Annotated in this window: 14 protein-coding genes; 10 read left to right on the top strand and 4 right to left on the bottom strand. The window is 51.6% G+C overall.

Annotation, left to right across the window (positions count from 1 at the left end; translation table 11 throughout):
• Positions 1 to 48: 48 nt before the first annotated feature.
• Positions 49 to 1,560 (bottom strand): dihydrolipoyl dehydrogenase family protein, encoded by a 1,512-nt coding sequence (locus HMPREF3201_RS03215; RefSeq protein ID WP_062411714.1) that lies wholly within the window; start codon positions 1,558 to 1,560, stop codon positions 49 to 51.
• A gap of 364 nt (positions 1,561 to 1,924) precedes the next feature.
• Between HMPREF3201_RS03215 and rpsO the strand changes: the two genes are divergently transcribed.
• From rpsO to rlmD, 8 genes are all read left to right on the top strand, one after another.
• Entirely contained in the window at positions 1,925 to 2,191 is a 267-nt protein-coding gene (gene rpsO / locus HMPREF3201_RS03210) for a 30S ribosomal protein S15 (protein ID WP_062411713.1), read from the top strand.
• 133 nt (positions 2,192 to 2,324) lie between these two features.
• Positions 2,325 to 4,481, top strand: coding sequence for a polyribonucleotide nucleotidyltransferase (locus HMPREF3201_RS03205; protein ID WP_072272003.1), 2,157 nt, complete (start codon positions 2,325 to 2,327; stop codon positions 4,479 to 4,481).
• A gap of 6 nt (positions 4,482 to 4,487) precedes the next feature.
• Positions 4,488 to 4,934, top strand: a complete 447-nt coding sequence (locus tag HMPREF3201_RS03200) for a dCTP deaminase/dUTPase family protein (protein WP_062411712.1) — start codon at positions 4,488 to 4,490, stop codon at positions 4,932 to 4,934.
• Between the two features lie 100 nt (positions 4,935 to 5,034).
• Positions 5,035 to 6,375 (top strand): FAD-dependent oxidoreductase, encoded by a 1,341-nt coding sequence (locus tag HMPREF3201_RS03195; RefSeq protein ID WP_062411711.1) that lies wholly within the window; start codon positions 5,035 to 5,037, stop codon positions 6,373 to 6,375.
• A gap of 161 nt (positions 6,376 to 6,536) precedes the next feature.
• On the top strand, positions 6,537 to 7,097 hold the full coding sequence (locus tag HMPREF3201_RS03190; RefSeq protein ID WP_062411710.1) for an NUDIX hydrolase: 561 nt from the start codon (positions 6,537 to 6,539) through the stop codon (positions 7,095 to 7,097).
• A gap of 12 nt (positions 7,098 to 7,109) precedes the next feature.
• A complete protein-coding gene (locus HMPREF3201_RS03185) occupies positions 7,110 to 8,282 on the top strand; it encodes a phosphopentomutase (protein ID WP_062411709.1) in 1,173 nt (390 codons plus the stop codon).
• 4 nt (positions 8,283 to 8,286) lie between these two features.
• Positions 8,287 to 9,591: a thymidine phosphorylase gene (locus HMPREF3201_RS03180; RefSeq protein WP_062411708.1), complete on the top strand. Its 1,305-nt coding sequence runs from the start codon at positions 8,287 to 8,289 to the stop codon at positions 9,589 to 9,591.
• 71 nt (positions 9,592 to 9,662) lie between these two features.
• Positions 9,663 to 11,039, top strand: coding sequence for a 23S rRNA (uracil(1939)-C(5))-methyltransferase RlmD (rlmD, locus tag HMPREF3201_RS03175; RefSeq protein ID WP_062411707.1), 1,377 nt, complete (start codon positions 9,663 to 9,665; stop codon positions 11,037 to 11,039).
• 53 nt (positions 11,040 to 11,092) lie between these two features.
• Here rlmD and HMPREF3201_RS03170 read toward each other — a convergent pair whose 3' ends face one another.
• Together HMPREF3201_RS03170 and HMPREF3201_RS03165 are read right to left on the bottom strand one after the other, a co-directional pair.
• A complete protein-coding gene (locus HMPREF3201_RS03170; protein WP_062411706.1) occupies positions 11,093 to 11,374 on the bottom strand; it encodes a helix-turn-helix domain-containing protein in 282 nt (93 codons plus the stop codon).
• A complete protein-coding gene (locus HMPREF3201_RS03165; RefSeq protein ID WP_154254705.1) occupies positions 11,371 to 11,592 on the bottom strand; it encodes a type II toxin-antitoxin system RelE/ParE family toxin in 222 nt (73 codons plus the stop codon). Before HMPREF3201_RS03165 ends, HMPREF3201_RS03170 begins: the two co-directional genes overlap by 4 nt.
• 292 nt (positions 11,593 to 11,884) lie before the next feature.
• Between HMPREF3201_RS03165 and HMPREF3201_RS03160 the strand changes: the two genes are divergently transcribed.
• Complete coding sequence (locus HMPREF3201_RS03160; RefSeq protein WP_062411705.1) at positions 11,885 to 12,199, top strand: nucleoside triphosphate pyrophosphohydrolase family protein; 315 nt, start codon at positions 11,885 to 11,887, stop codon at positions 12,197 to 12,199.
• Positions 12,200 to 12,541: 342 nt separating this feature from the next.
• On the opposite strand, the gene HMPREF3201_RS03155 is transcribed toward HMPREF3201_RS03160, so the two are convergent.
• Positions 12,542 to 12,898, bottom strand: coding sequence for a hypothetical protein (locus HMPREF3201_RS03155; RefSeq protein WP_062411704.1), 357 nt, complete (start codon positions 12,896 to 12,898; stop codon positions 12,542 to 12,544).
• A 663-nt stretch (positions 12,899 to 13,561) separates the two neighbouring features.
• Between HMPREF3201_RS03155 and HMPREF3201_RS03150 the strand changes: the two genes are divergently transcribed.
• On the top strand, positions 13,562 to 14,971 hold the full coding sequence (locus HMPREF3201_RS03150) for a glucose/sorbosone family PQQ-dependent dehydrogenase (RefSeq protein ID WP_062411703.1): 1,410 nt from the start codon (positions 13,562 to 13,564) through the stop codon (positions 14,969 to 14,971).
• Positions 14,972 to 15,311 lie beyond the last annotated feature (340 nt).

Genomic DNA, 15,311 nt, shown 5'->3' with positions numbered 1-15,311 from the left:
AGCCACCCGTTTTACGGGTGGAGGCGACTATATAGAAAGAGGAGGAGTTTACTTGCCTTCGTAATAGTAGCGGGTCCACATGACGACTTCCGAAAGGGACGGGTGCGGGGTCATGGTTTCACTGAAGGTATAGACCGATTTCGGCGTCAGGGTCCGCGTCAAGGGCAGGGCCCGCAGCTTCTTGGCCGTTTCCGAAGCGATGTCTTCGTGGACGGGTTTGATGGTGTGATCGCCGCTCATGAGGTTGTTGATGAAGGGCTGGATGAGAATCGACGCTTCGGGACCTACGATGTGGGCGCCGAGGATGAATTTCGTCTTTTTGTCGACGACCAGTTTTACGAAGCCGTCGTCGTCCTGACCCGGTTCAAAGCCCATGGCGTAGCCTTTGGCCGAAGCCGAGTAGTGGTTGATGGCCGTTTCGACGTCGTAGCCTTTTTTCTTGGCGTTTTCTTCGCTGAGACCGACTTGGGCCACTTCCGGATAGGTGTAGGTGACGGCCGGGATGATGTCGTAGCTGGCCCAGCGCCAGTTTTCCGGTTCATTGCCCGAGAAGAGGTTGTGGGCGATGATTTCGGCTTCGTAGTTGGCTTTGTGGCGGAAGGGCGCCATGCCGTTGATGTCGCCGAGGGCCCAGATGCCGTCAGCCGTCGTTTCCAGGAACTCATTGGTTTCGATGTAGCCGCGCTTATCGAGGCGGACGTCGGTGTTTTCGATATGGAGTAAATCTGTCGTCGGTTTGATGCCCGGGGCAACCAGGATTTCTTCGGCAGCGACTTCAGCTTCTTCACCGGTGTCGATGTCGCGAATCTTGAGGACTTTGAGGCCGTCGCGGAGGGTAACGCTTACGGTGTCCTGCTTTAAGCGGACGTCCATGCCATAGCTGCGGAACTGTTTGAGGATGAATGCCGAAATGGCTTCATCTTCTTTCGGTAGCAGGCGGGCGTTGTGCTGGACGATGGTGATCTTGGTGCCGGCCGCGTCGAAGACGTGGGCAAATTCACAGCCGATGGGACCGCCGCCGATGATGATCAGGCTCTTATAAGGCTTCTTGGGGAAGGATTCACCGAAGAAGGATTCCGACGTCAAGTAGCCGACATCGTCAAGGCCTTCAATGCGGGGGATGTTGGTCCGGCCGCCGGTAGCGATGAAGATCTTGTCGCCCTGGATCGTTGCCTCCGTGCCGTCATTTAAGGTGACATCCAAGGTGTGATTGTCGACGAAGGCTGCCGTGCCGTTGTAGGTGTCGACGTTGGGGAACTTGTCGTAGTAGCCCTGGATCGATTTGCTTTCATCGATTTTTTCCCACAGCCGTTTCGATAAAATATCCCAGTCGAGACGGGCGTTGTCGGCAAAGACGCCGATGCGGCCGCCTTCACGGATTTCACGGATGCGGCTGGCTGCCGTGACCATGACCTTGGTCGGGATGCAGCCGCGGTTGAGGCAGGTGCCGCCGAAACTGCCCCGTTCGATAATGGCGACGGACAAACCCTGAACAATGGCTGCGTCGGCAATGATGTTGGCCGAACCGGTCCCAATGAGGATGACGTCATATTTTTTCATAAGCAAGTCTCCTTTACTTCTCAATATTTATTATTAAATACAACCTTTTTCGTATAGTATAAGCGAAAGGGGGCGGTTTGACAAGACTCGGACCGGAGAGAGAGGTATACATATTGTAAAAACAACATCCTTGTGTAAAACAAAAAGTGATGGCATAATAGATAGGCAGTCAAGGGAATAAATTTTTTATCGTAAAGGGCGTGGCGTACGATTCCCTAAAGATTCCCCCATAATTACTTTACACAACTGGCCGGGTATAGTATAATATCTATGTCGTACGGGTGCTCGGTGTCTCGATGACTCCGACGATCACTTAGCACTTTGCGAATAAGTTTTAATTTTTTACACATGGAGGAAAGATACAATGTTAAGCGTAGAAGAAAAAAAAGCAATCGTAGCTAAATTTGGTGCCAATGAAAACGATACGGGTTCTCCGGAAGTACAGATCGCGCTGCTCACCAACCGCATCACTTATTTGACGGAACATCTCCGCAGCCACAAGAAGGACCATGCGTCCCGCCGCGGCTTGTTGAAACTCGTCGGCCAGCGCCGTAATTTGCTCGGTTACTTGCAGAAACACGACCTCGATCGGTATCGTGCGATTCTCGAAAAATTGAACTTGCGTAAATAATTTCGCATACTGTAGGGCTGATGTGACTGCATCGGCCCTTTTTTCAGAACACAGGTTGGTAGGTTGTAGTTTGGGCGAATCGCCGATTTTTCCAAACTAGTGCCTATCACCTGTAAGATTCAAGGAGGTTACAATGGAAGAACAGAAATTCCAAATGGATTTCGCCGGCCGCCCGCTGGTGATTGAAGTCGGCAAATTGGCAAAACAGGCCAGCGGTGCCGCACTGGTACGGTATGGTGACACCGCCGTTTTCGTAACGGCAACGGGGTCCAAGGAAGCCCGTGAAGACGCAGACTTTTTCCCGCTCACCGTCGATTACGAAGAAAAGATGTATTCTGTCGGCAAAATCCCCGGCGGCTTTATTAAACGCGAAGGCAAACCGCCCGAATCGGCAACCCTCTTTGCCCGCCTGATCGACCGCCCGATCCGTCCGCTCTTCCCGAAAACGTATCGTCATGACGTCCACGTCGTGGCTTATGATTTTTGTGTAGATCACGATAATGCCCCGGAAATCGCCGCCATGATCGGCGCCTCCGTTTCCCTGTGCATGTCTCATATTCCCTTTGCCGGCCCGATTGCCGGTGTCCGCGTCGGCCGCGTAGACGGTGAATTTGTCATCAATCCGACGGTCGCTCAGAGCGAACAGAGCGACATGGACATCGTCGTCGCCGGTACGAAAGACGCTATCCTCATGGTTGAAGGTGGCGCCAAAGAAGTTCCGGAAGAACAGATTCTCGATGCCATCATGGTCGCCCATGAAGAGATCAAGAAAGTCGTCGAATTCCAGCTTTCTTTCTTAGACAGCATTTCCGTACCGAAACAGGAATTCGTCGAAAAAGAACCGCCGGCTGACATTGTCGAAGCCGTTCACGCTTACGGCGAAGAAGCCATGAAGACGGCTATCTTTACGGCTGACAAGATCGAACGCGAAGAAAAGATGAATGCCGTCGAAGCCGACATTTATGAACACTTTGCTGACATCTATCCCGATAATGCTGACGACGTAGCCGACATTACCCAGAAGATGATTAAGGAAATCGTCCGCCACATGATCGCCGTCGACAAGATCCGTCCGGACGGCCGCCGCGTCGACGAAGTCCGTCCGGTCAGCTGTGAAGTCGGCCTCTTTGCCCGCACTCACGGCACGGGCCTCTTTACCCGCGGCCAGACGCAGATCATGAGCTTCTGCACCTTGGCCCCCTTGTCGGAAAGCCAGCACATTGACGGCGTCGGTTTGGAAACGGATCGCCGCTACATGCACCACTATAATTTCCCGTCCTTCTGCGTCGGTGAAACGAAATCGTCCCGCGGTCCCGGCCGTCGTGAAATCGGTCACGGCAAATTGGCCGAACGGGCCCTCACGCAGGTCATGCCGAGTGAAGAAGAATTCCCTTACGCCATCCGCGTCGTATCGGAAGTCCTCGAATCGAACGGCTCGAGCTCTATGGGCAGCGTTTGCGGCAGCACTCTGTCCCTGATGGATGCCGGAGTCCCCATTAAGGCTCCCGTAGCCGGCGTCGCCATGGGCCTCGTTACCAAGGGCGAAGACTTCACCATCCTCACCGATATCCAGGGCATGGAAGATGCTCTCGGCGATATGGACTTTAAAGTCGCCGGTACGATGAAGGGCGTTACGGCCATTCAGATGGATATCAAGATCAAAGGCCTCAGCCGTGAAATCCTCGACCAGGCTTTGAAACAGGCTCACGAAGGCCGTCTCCACATCATGAGCAAGATGCTGCAGGCCATCGCTGAACCGCGGAAGGAACTGTCTCCTTTTGCGCCGCGCATCATCTCCATGCACATCAACCCCGATAAGATCCGCGACGTCATCGGGCCGGGCGGCAAGATGATCAAGCAGATTACCGAAGAAACAGGCGCTAAGATCGACATCGACGATTCGGGCCTTGTTTACATCGCAGCCGTCGACGGCGAAAGCGGTGACAAAGCCAAAGAATGGATCGAAAAACTGACGGAAGACGTAGAAGTCGGTAAGACTTACGTCGGCAAAGTCACGCGGCTCATGAACTTTGGCGCCTTCGTCGAAGTCCTGCCCGGGAAAGAAGGCCTGGTCCATATTTCTCAGCTGGCCATGGAACGCGTTGAAAAAGTCGAAGACGTGGTCAACGTCGGCGATGAAATCATGGTCAAATGCGTCGAAATCGACAGCCAGGGCCGAGTCAATCTGTCCCGCAAAGCCCTCCTCGGCGGCGGTGACGAAGCTCCGTCCCACCGGAGTCGCGGTCCTCGCGGCGGTCACAACGGCAATCGCGACCGCCAGAAACGGTAGGCTGTGATGACGGGCAGAGGTTTTGAAATCGTCACGGCGTATAAAGACCGTGACATCCACCTTCCCATTCGTAAGACGGCCAAGAGTGCCGGCTACGATTTGGAAGCCGCTGAAACGACGGTGTTGGCGCCCCATGCCGTAACCGTCGTCCCGACGGGCCTGAAGGCCTTCATGGAAGGCGATGAATACCTGTCTATTTTCATCCGCTCCAGCCTGGCTTTTAAGAAAGGACTCATGCTGGCCAACAGCACGGGCATCGTCGACAGCGACTATTATAATAATGAAGACAACGAAGGTCATATCATGATCGCTTACTACAATACGAACGATGTGGCCTACACGATTGAAAAAGGCGACCGCATCGGGCAGGGCATCTTCATGAAGTACCTGACCGTAAACGATGATACAGCCAGCGGCCTGCGTACAGGCGGCATCGGCAGTACGGGCGTCTAAGCTTTTTCAAGGAAACAACGGCCGGCAGGGGAAACCTTGCTGGACTGCTGTCATAAATGGATACCAACGATTATATATTTTTAATTAAGGAGGCTTAATTATGAAAATGTATGATGTCATCGTAATTGGTTTTGGGAAAGCCGGTAAAACCTTAGCCGGACAATTAGGCAAACAGGGCAAGAAAGTAGCCTTGATCGAAAAAGACAACGGCATGTACGGCGGTACCTGCATCAACGTCGGCTGCATTCCGTCCAAACGCCTCATTACCGAAGCGGCAACGGCTCCAAAGTCGGATTTCGCTTCTAAAGCTGCCTATTATAAAAAAGCCATCGAAGGCAAACGCGCATTGACGGGTGCCTTGAATCAGGCCAACTACAATAAACTGATCCAGGCCGGCGTCGAAGTCATCGACGGCATGGCATCCTTCGTCGACGCAACCCACGTCGAAGTCAAGACGAAAGACGGCGTCCTTCAGCTCGAAGGCAAGCAGTTCGTCATCAATACCGGCGCTACGTCGGTCATCCCGGGCATCCCCGGCGTCAAAGACAGTGACAAAGTCTACACGTCGGAATCGATGATGGATTTGGATGAACTTCCGGAAAAACTGACCATCGTCGGCGGCGGCTACATTGGCCTGGAATTTGCAGCCATGTACGCCAACTTCGGCAGCAAGGTCACGGTCGTTCAGGATATCGACGTTTTCCTGCCTCGCGAAGACAAGGATATTGCCGACAACATCCGTTCCGTCCTGGAAGCCAAGGGCATTGAAATCGTAACTGGCGCCAAGACGACGAAAATCGAAGGCGCAACCTTGTACTACACCGTCGGCGATACGGATACGGTCTTAGAAGGGGACGCCATCTTGATGGCAACGGGCCGCCGTCCGAACACGGATGGTCTCGAAGCTCAGAAGGCCGGCATTGCTTTGTCGGACCGCGGTGCCGTCGTAACCGATGAACACCTGCGGACCAATGTTCCTAACATCTGGGCAGCCGGTGACGTCTGCGGCAATTTGCAATTCACCTATATTTCCCTCGACGACAGCCGTATCATCATGTCGGACATGAGCGGCAAAGGCGACCGGACGACACAGAACCGCGGTGCCTTCTCGTACTCGGTCTTCATCGATCCGCCTTTCTCGCGGGTCGGCCTCAGCGAAAGCGAAGCCAAGGCTAAGAATATCGAATACCGGGTCATGAACCTGCCGTCTGCAGCCATTCCTAAGGCTAAAGTCCTCCGTAAACCGGAAGGCGTCCTCAAGGCCCTCGTCGGTGCTGACGACCAGATTCTCGGCGTTCAGCTCTTCTGCGCCGAATCCCATGAAATGATCAACCTCGTCAAGATGGCTATGGACAATAACTTGAAATACCAGGTCCTGCGCGACTTCATCTATACCCATCCGACGATGTCCGAAAGCCTGAACGATTTGTTCGCTTTCTAAGTTTGTATGACCATGTTTCTCTGACGGCGGCAGTCTCTCAAGACGCCGGGCCGCCTTATACATAAGGATACAGCCTGCGGCTTGCTGTCGGCGTTAGAATAAAAAGCTTCTCGGGTTCGCAGCAGCGGAGTTCGGGAAGCTTTTTTTGAAAGGATGATACTATGAGTATTAGTAAGGAAACCCTCGTTTCCCGTAAAGAAATCATGAAAGGACGGGTGCTCCACGTCACAGTCGACACCGTATCCATTGACGACGGTCAGGGTGGGGAAAAGAAAACCGCTACCCGCGAAGCGGTCTGGCATTTCGGCGCCTGCGCCATTTTGCCCCTGACCGATGACGGCAAGATCATTCTCGTCCGCCAGTACCGCTATGCAGCGGCCGAAGCCATGTTGGAAGTACCGGCCGGGAAAATCGAACACGACGGCGAATCTCCGGACTACTGCGCCGCCCGGGAACTCGAAGAAGAAGCCGGCGTAACGGCTAAGGAAATCCTGCCCATGGGCTACGTCTACACGTCGCCCGGTTTCTGCAACGAACGAATTTACCTCTATTTGGCCAGAGGTCTTGAAAAGGGCAAACAGCACCTCGACGACGATGAATTCATGAACGTCGAATACTATACGCCGCAGGAAGTCGAAGCCCTCATCGATAAGAACGAAATTACCGATGCCAAGACCATTGCAGCCTTTGCCAAAGCCCGTAAATATCTGCCGGGATTATAAGGAGGGGAGCACATGAAATTCAATCGCATCATCGTCATCGTTACCGACAGCGTCGGCGCCGGCGGAGCTCCCGATGCCGAACGCTTCGGCGATAAAGGGGCCGATACCTACGGCCACATCGACGCAAACGTTCCCTTGAGCCTGCCCAATCTGCGCCGCATGGGCCTGGGGAAGGTCGCCAACATTCATCCTGAAGATACGGACGTCGTCGGTTCCTACGGCCTCATGGAAGAAATCTCCATGGGTAAGGATACGACCAGCGGCCACTGGGAATTTATGGGAAACCCCGTCAAAAATCCCTTCCCGACCTTTGAAAAGGCCTTCCCACAGGATCTCCTCGACGCCTTTACGGAAAAGACGGGATATGGCTACATCGGCAATGAAATCGCATCGGGTACAGAAATCATTGAACGCCTCGGGCCCGAACACTTCAAGACTGGAAAGCCCATCGTCTACACGTCGGCCGACAGCGTCTTTCAAATCGCTGCCCATAACGACGTCATTCCTCTAGAAGAACTGTACCGCATCTGCGACGTGACGCGCCGCGAAGTCTGCGTCGGTCCCTATGAAGTGGGCCGGGTCATTGCCCGTCCCTTCATCGGCGAGCAGGGAAACTTTGTCCGCACGGGAGACCGCCGCGACTACAGCCGCCTGCCCAAGCGGAAGATGGTCTTTTCTTACTTGTCGGAAGCGGGCTACGCCGTCGTCGGTGTCGGTAAAATCGGCGACATCTACGCCCATATCGGCCTCACCGAATCGTATCATACGGCCAATAACCATGAAGACATGGTGGCCCTGCGGGAACAATTAGCGGCTCATCGCAAGGACAAGGGCCTCCTAATGGCCAACTTCGTCGACTTTGACAGCATGTACGGCCACCGCCGCGACGTCAAAGGCTATGCTGCATGCCTGGAAAGCTTCGATGGGGAATTGGGACCCCTCATGGCCGAACTGCAAGATGACGAACTTTTGATCATTACGGCCGATCACGGCAACGACCCGACGTGGCACGGTACGGATCACACCCGCGAACGGGTTCCGGTCCTGGCCTACAGTCCGGCCTTTTCGGAATCGGTCGACCTCGGCATTCGCAAGACCTATGCCGATTTGGGCAAGACCATCATGGATAATTTCGACCTCACGGGACTTCAATTTGGAACCAGCTTTTTAACAGAACTGAGGTGATTCTATGTGGCCTATGGACTGCATCGCCCATAAACGGGACGGCAAGGTATTGACGGCTGACGAAATTCGCAGCTTCATCGCCGACTACACGGCTGGCCGCATTGCCGACTATCAGGCAGCGGCCTGGCTGATGGCCATCTACCTTCAGGGTATGACCGATGAAGAAACGACGGAATTGACCCTGGCCATGGCAAAATCCGGCGACATCGTCGATTTATCGTCCATTCCGGGCATCAAAGTTGATAAGCACAGCACTGGCGGCATTGCCGACACGACGACCCTCATCGTCGCACCCCTGGTGGCCGCAGCCGGCGTGCCCGTCGCCAAGATGAGCGGCCGGGGACTGGGCTTTACAGGCGGAACTGCGGATAAACTGGAATCGATTCCGGGCTTTCAGATCGTCTTGCCGGAAGAAAAATTCTTAGATCAAGTGCGCCGCGTCGGCATTTCCCTCATTACCCAATCCGGCGAAATCGCAGCGGCCGATAAACTACTCTACGCCCTTCGCGATGCGACGGCGACCGTCGAAAGCATCCCCCTCATTGCCAGCTCCATCATGAGTAAGAAAATCGCTTCCGGTGCCGATGCCATCGTCCTCGACGTCAAGTACGGCGACGGAGCCTTCATGAAGACCAAAGAACGGGCCCGGGAACTGGCTAAAATCATGGTCAGCATCGGCCGCCTCGCCGGTCGTCCGACGCGGGCCGTCATTACGTCCATGTCGGCGCCCTTGGGAACGGCCATCGGCAATGCCCTCGAAGTCGACGAAGCCGTCGAAGCTTTGTCGGGGAAGGGCGGCCGCAGACTGATGGAAGTCGTCGAAGCCCTGGGGGCCCAGATGCTCATCGTCGGCCAAAAAGCTGCTGATGAAGCACAGGGCAGAGCCATGATCCGCGACTTGATCGCCTCCGGCAAGGGCCTGGCTAAATTTAAGGAATGCATCAAGGCCCAGGGCGGCAGCACGTCGTGGATCGGTAAGCGTCCCTTGACCAAAGCCGAACAAGTCTTTACGGCGGTCAGTACCGACGGCGGCTATATCACCCGCATCGACGGCCGGGCCCTCGGCGAAATCGCCATGGAAATGGGCGCCGGTCGGGCGCGGAAAGAAGACGCCATTGAGCCCATGGTCGGCATCCGCCTCTTTAAAGAACTCTACGATCCGGTACGACCCGGCGAAGCCTTATTCACCTTATACGGAAAGAAAACAGACGATATGATGGCCCTCGCGCAGCGTGCCGCCGACCATATCATCGTAACCGACGAACAGGCAGCCATTCAGGAACCTGTCGTCAGTGACATCATCTTATAAAGGGCAGAGAAAAGGCCTTGTACCGTTTTTGGAAAGATGCGTACAAGGCCCTTTGCCAAGAAAGGAATCTCATGAAAGAAACACGGCAAATCCCTGTGCAGAAGGGGAAAACCTATGAGCTGTCCATTCAAGGACTGGGAACGAGCGGCGAAGGCATTGGCCGCTATGAAGGCTTCACGGTCTTCGTACCTTACGCACTTCCCGGTGAAACGGTGCGGGCCCGGGTGACGATGGTCAAGAAAACCTATGCCTCGGCGGCCTTAGAACAGGTCCTCACGCCGTCGCCGGATCGAGAAAAGCCGCCCTGTCCGGTCTACGAACGCTGCGGCGGCTGTCAGCTCCAGCACCTCAGCTATGAAGGCGAACTGAAGGAAAAACGGCAGCAAGTAAAAGATGCCATTGAGCGCATCGGCCACTTGCAGGGCGTCGACGTCCTGCCCGTCCTCGGCGCTAAGACGCCGTGGAATTACCGCAATAAAATGCAGTTTCCCGTCGCCGCTGCCGGCAAGCGTAACGTCGCCATCGGCTGCTTTGCGGCAGCTACGCACGAAGTCATCGACGTCGAAAACTGTGCCATTCAAAAAGAAGGCAATAACGTCATCGCTGCCGTCGTCCGCCAGTGGATGAAAGATTTCAAGATCCCGGCTTACGACGAAGACGCAAGGACGGGCATCGTCCGCCACATCATGGGCCGCGTCGGCGTCCATACGGGCGAAGTCATGGTCTGCCTGGTGACGGCATCGGATATGGTCCCGCACATGAAAGATTTGGTCCAATACCTGCGCCGTGACGTGCCGGGCCTTAAAAGCGTCGTCCAAAACGTCAATAAGCGCCATACCAACGTCATCTTAGGCCCCAAGACCAAGACCATTTACGGAAGCGGTACCATTCACGATTCCATCGGTTCTTTGACCTTCCATATCTCGGCCCAGTCCTTCTTCCAGGTCAACAGCGAACAGGCCCAGCGCCTCTACGAAACGGCCCTCGACTTTGCCGACTTAAAAGGCGGAGAAATCGTAGCCGACGTCTACTGCGGCACGGGGACAATCACCTTATTCTTAGCACAGAAGGCAAAACAGGTCTACGGCATCGAAATTGTCGATTCGGCCATTCGCGACGCCGTCCGCAATGCCAAGGACAATAAGATCGGCAACGCCCAATTCATCCTGGGCGACGCCATCTATAAACTGCCCGAACTCATTCGAAACGGCGTCCGTCCCGACGTCATCGTCTTGGATCCGCCCCGTGCTGGCTGCGGTGAACCGGTCTTAAAAGCCATCGCCAACAGCAAACCAAAGCGCGTCGTCTACGTTTCCTGTAACCCGGCGACCCTAGCACGCGACCTGGCCTACCTTAAAGAACACGGCTACCAGACACAGAAGGTCCAGCCCGTCGACATGTTCCCACGGACTCACCATGTTGAAGCCGTGGCCCTCATAACTCCATAACGGTAAAGAGCCAGCTGCACTTTCGTATGCAGCTGGCTCTTTTATACTTGACTTTACTTTTTCGGTTCAAAAGATACTTTTAAAACCATGTTCATGCCGTCAGCCAGGCGCTGTAAAATCTTTAAGGAAGGATTTCGGCTGCCATTTTCAATTCGGCTGATTTCTGTTTGGGCAATACCTGTTTTCTCGGCTAATTCCTGTTGGGTAAGATGTTGAGCAATTCTTGTGTCCACGATAGCCCGGATGATATTCATTTCAGGTTCAACTTCCATATAAGCAGCAGCAAAAGCAGGGTCTTTCATCTGTTCTGCTTTAAAATCTGTTAAGCGTTTCATGTTAAGCCCTCCATTCGGCGAATGTAATCGGTTCGGCGCTTTTTTGCCAGCACTATTTCTTTTTGTGGCGTTTTCTGTGTCTTTTTAGTAAATCCGTTAGTAACGACGATTTGTCCTCTTATATAAAAGAAAAACAAGGCGCGTGTAATATTATTTGCTTGTTTGCAGCGTAATTCAAAAATCCCGTCTTCCAATGGTTTGGTGTATGGCTCTCGCAATTCAAATCTTATATAAATCCTCCTATCTATAATTTATGAGATATAACTCATATAGTCAAGCTGATTTTTCAGAAAACCTAGGGGGGGAGCCTTGTCTTTTTCCTTGAAAATTATATATGATTAGGGAGAGGAACACGATAATTAGGCTACAAGACCTTTGATTTCAAGAGCTGACAAAGAGAATTGCATTGGCACGATGAGTCGCAATGACTGCTGAGACTTTTGCACTTTCCCGAACTCGAGAAGGCAATAGAATTTGATGACTATGTTGAGTTTGCAGAGAGGAGATAGCATGGACTTACAAGAAGTAACCAAGATGTCGATGGAAATCCGTAAACAGTATCACGCCTTAGAGCGGCAGCTCCATGAACAAGAATGGACGACCGAAGAAGATGCTCTGGCCTTTCTGACCGATGCCGGCTTGGTCGGGCGCCAAGTCATGGCCAAGGAAGGACGCTGGCCCAGTGACAATGAAGATATCCTGCCGGCCAAAATCGGAGACTGCGTCTGGGGGTTGGCCGTCTTGGCAGAAAGAAGCGGCATCGATTTTTCAGAAGCTGTGGAAGACTTTTTAAAGACACGGTTAGAAGATTTGTCGAAAATTTAAAAAAGAGATTATATGAAAAAATATGAACTTATGGAAAGCTGTCCCCATGGATTCATAGCTCTTATTTTTACCTGTGAGGTCTGCGCTGTTGATTGGGTAGCGCCTGCGAAATAATAATCCTGCTGCTGTACAGGGGTGTGCTTGTATAAGGATATATGACAAGTGGCTTAAACGAAATAAAAGCCGGCGCTTTTAAACGCCGGCTTTTCGCAGTACAGATTCATAGATGTCAGTCGAGCCATCCGATGTTTCCGTGGAGGCGACCGGCAGATCTGTTCTGGATTCTATAAAAATTGATATCCTATATGGTTCGTAAAATATTTCCTACTAGAGGCGAAGACCTTAGTATCGGTACAAGGTTTCTCCATAGAATTTAATATATTGAGGCAAGTTCCAGTCGATGATCAGATATCGACTTCCATTGGCTTCAGCAATTAAAAATTTTCCCGTTGCCTTAGAAGCACCGCCGGCAAAGTCATATCCGCCGAGAACCTCGCAGCCATTAATATACCCGTCATGGATAGAGAGAACGACTGCACCTTTGGAATTGTACCAATCACCTTCCATCCGTTGCAAGGCTTGATAGGTAAAGCGATCATCCATGCGCTTTGCATAGACTTGAGGGGCAGTATAAAAAGAAGCGCCGACAAAAGAGAATACTAGGAAAAGAATTGATAAGAAGATTTTTGCCTTTTTCACTATTATCACCACCTTATACTGATTATAACATAATTGTAATAATTTTATAATATATTTCAGCATCATTTAATTGATTATGAAAAGAATCTATACATGATGCTGATGAAACCGGCAAGAAACGGAAGTCCGTAAAATCTTTTTGCATACAGACTAAAATTCTCAGAAATGGCTTGTATTGCGCTGTATGGCTTCATTGAGGTTCGCTTTTTAGACGAGGTGTCTGGCGTTACCGAAAGAGAAGATAAGAAGAGAAATGGAAATAAGAATTATGAGATTCATAAAATGAAAAGATAAATCAGGCTCATTTTATAAGGGCCGACTTCATTCATAATGGAAATGAAGTATCGGATAGGTACATCGTTATACTGATATCTATAGCTTAGGCACAGTTCGTAGAGACAACCTTTAAATGATAGAAATATCATTTAAAGGTTGTCTTTTTTAATGTTTTTGTTTTATAATAGAGAATAAAGATGAATCTTGACTTATCTGTTCAAATTTTGTAAAAATCTAACGAGTAAGGATACGTTCGTACCAGAAGCGAATAAGATACCTAAAGATGTGAATTTGGGTTGCTGTTTGATACGTAACGACCTCTGATTGGATATTGCTGATTAGCGTTAGCTAAGTATAAATAATTATCATTTGAAAGGAGCCTATAGTATGAAGAAATTAGCAGCAGCAGTACTTTGCAGCCTTTGCATTACCGCAACAGCCGGTTTTAGTATGGTGGCTGAGGCAGCTCATGGAGACAAGGTAAATATTGCAGAGCCCTTCAAGGCAACTGTCCTGGTAGATGGCCTTGGTTCTCCTTGGGAAGTCCTTTGGGGACCGGACGATTCGTTGTGGGTAACGGAACGTCAGTCGAAATCGATTTCTAAGGTTGACCCCAAAACGGGTAAGCATACGGTGCTCTATACCTTCCAGAATGCCGTGGCAGCGCCGCCTCATCAAGGGGTTTTAGGGCTGGCACTGGATCCGCAGTTCCTTAAGGGAAATAACTATGTCTACACGGCCTATACCTATGAAGTCAATGGTGAAAAGCATGCCCGTATCGTCCGGATGACCTATGATCCTAAGACCGAGACGCTTCGCGATGAAACGGCTATCCTCGATAATCTGCCGGCCAGCGTGGACCATAACTCCGGTCGTCTTCGTTTTGGACCTGATGGCAAGCTGTACTATACCATCGGTGACCAAGGGAATAACCAGGGAAGCCGCGTAGCCAAGGAAATCCAGGCGCAGATGCTGCCGACGGCCGCGCAGGTAGCCGCGAAAGATTACAGCCTCTATCCGGGCAAAGTCTTGCGTCTCAATAAAGATGGCTCCATTCCCGATGATAACCCCGTATTAAACGGTGTCCGCAGTCATGTCTATGCCTATGGATTCCGCAATAGCCAGGGCCTGGCCTTTGTAGGCGATAAGCTCTTTGCGACCGAACATGGCCCGTCGACGGATGATGAACTGAACCTCATCGAAAAAGGCGGTAACTATGGATGGCCTTATGTAGCCGGCTATCGGGATAATGAATCCTATGTCTATGCCAACTATTCCAAGGCTCCCAAAGAATTACAGGAAAAATTCGATCCCAACTACATCCCGGCAGGCGTTCCTACTCAGAAGGAAACAGACTTTGATGCTCCGAATCTCAAAGATCCGCTCAAATCCTTTAATGTGGTCCGCAATGGGTATAATTTTGCCGATGAAACCTATGCACCCCTTTATTACATAGGCTGGCCGACTATCGCTCCTTCCAGCGTGGCCTACTATCCGGACAACGGAAAAATTAAAGAATGGCGCAATTCTCTGCTCATTACGACCCTTAAGAGTGGCGCCATCTATCGGGTGAAACTCGATGGCAAGAAAGAACAGGTCCAGGGTGACGTAGAAAAAATGTTCAAGACCAATAACCGTTACCGCAATGTCCTCGTAAGCCCGGATACGACAAAAATCTACGTGGCTACGGATAACGGCGGTAATGCGATGGGTAAAGATGGCAAGCCGATTACAGAAATGGACAATAAGGGCGCCATCATCGTCATCGAATATACGGGAGATAAGAAGGACAAATAAAGAGACTCATTTCCCACAGAAATTTCATATGATGTGACCCCAAAAAGTCAGACTTTTATTTCCGAGTGACCTGAAATGGTTGCTCGGAAATTTTTTGGCGCCGAATAGACATGATAGGCCCCCGATTAATGAAATATTTACGGGCAGCCCGAAAAAGTAGGCAACACAAGAGCACCGAGTAGGGAGCTGCCAGTAATAAAAATGTGATTGCCAGAATTTTCAGCAATTATTATGCAAGGATGGTCCTGTCTTTTTTCTTGAAAATTATATATGATTAGAGAGAGAACAGCGATAATGACCTATCGTTTTGAGTATGGGGTTTACCCTGTTGAGCTGGCAA

This window comes from Megasphaera sp. MJR8396C, from assembly GCF_001546855.1.
Classification (GTDB): Bacteria; Bacillota; Negativicutes; order Veillonellales; family Megasphaeraceae; genus Megasphaera.
Note: the sequence above shows the minus strand (reverse complement) of the source record. Positions and strands in the feature narration are given on the sequence as shown.

Coding starts and splice junctions, on each gene's coding strand:
- HMPREF3201_RS03180 (WP_062411708.1), top strand. CDS start 8,287: ATGTGGCCTATGGACTGCATCGCCCATAAACGGGACGGCAAGGTATTG.
- HMPREF3201_RS03185 (WP_062411709.1), top strand. CDS start 7,110: ATGAAATTCAATCGCATCATCGTCATCGTTACCGACAGCGTCGGCGCC.
- rlmD (WP_062411707.1), top strand. CDS start 9,663: ATGAAAGAAACACGGCAAATCCCTGTGCAGAAGGGGAAAACCTATGAG.
- HMPREF3201_RS03195 (WP_062411711.1), top strand. CDS start 5,035: ATGAAAATGTATGATGTCATCGTAATTGGTTTTGGGAAAGCCGGTAAA.
- HMPREF3201_RS03190 (WP_062411710.1), top strand. CDS start 6,537: ATGAGTATTAGTAAGGAAACCCTCGTTTCCCGTAAAGAAATCATGAAA.
- HMPREF3201_RS03215 (WP_062411714.1), bottom strand. CDS start 1,560: ATGAAAAAATATGACGTCATCCTCATTGGGACCGGTTCGGCCAACATC.
- HMPREF3201_RS03205 (WP_072272003.1), top strand. CDS start 2,325: ATGGAAGAACAGAAATTCCAAATGGATTTCGCCGGCCGCCCGCTGGTG.
- HMPREF3201_RS03160 (WP_062411705.1), top strand. CDS start 11,885: ATGGACTTACAAGAAGTAACCAAGATGTCGATGGAAATCCGTAAACAG.
- HMPREF3201_RS03170 (WP_062411706.1), bottom strand. CDS start 11,374: ATGAAACGCTTAACAGATTTTAAAGCAGAACAGATGAAAGACCCTGCT.
- HMPREF3201_RS03200 (WP_062411712.1), top strand. CDS start 4,488: ATGACGGGCAGAGGTTTTGAAATCGTCACGGCGTATAAAGACCGTGAC.
- rpsO (WP_062411713.1), top strand. CDS start 1,925: ATGTTAAGCGTAGAAGAAAAAAAAGCAATCGTAGCTAAATTTGGTGCC.
- HMPREF3201_RS03150 (WP_062411703.1), top strand. CDS start 13,562: ATGAAGAAATTAGCAGCAGCAGTACTTTGCAGCCTTTGCATTACCGCA.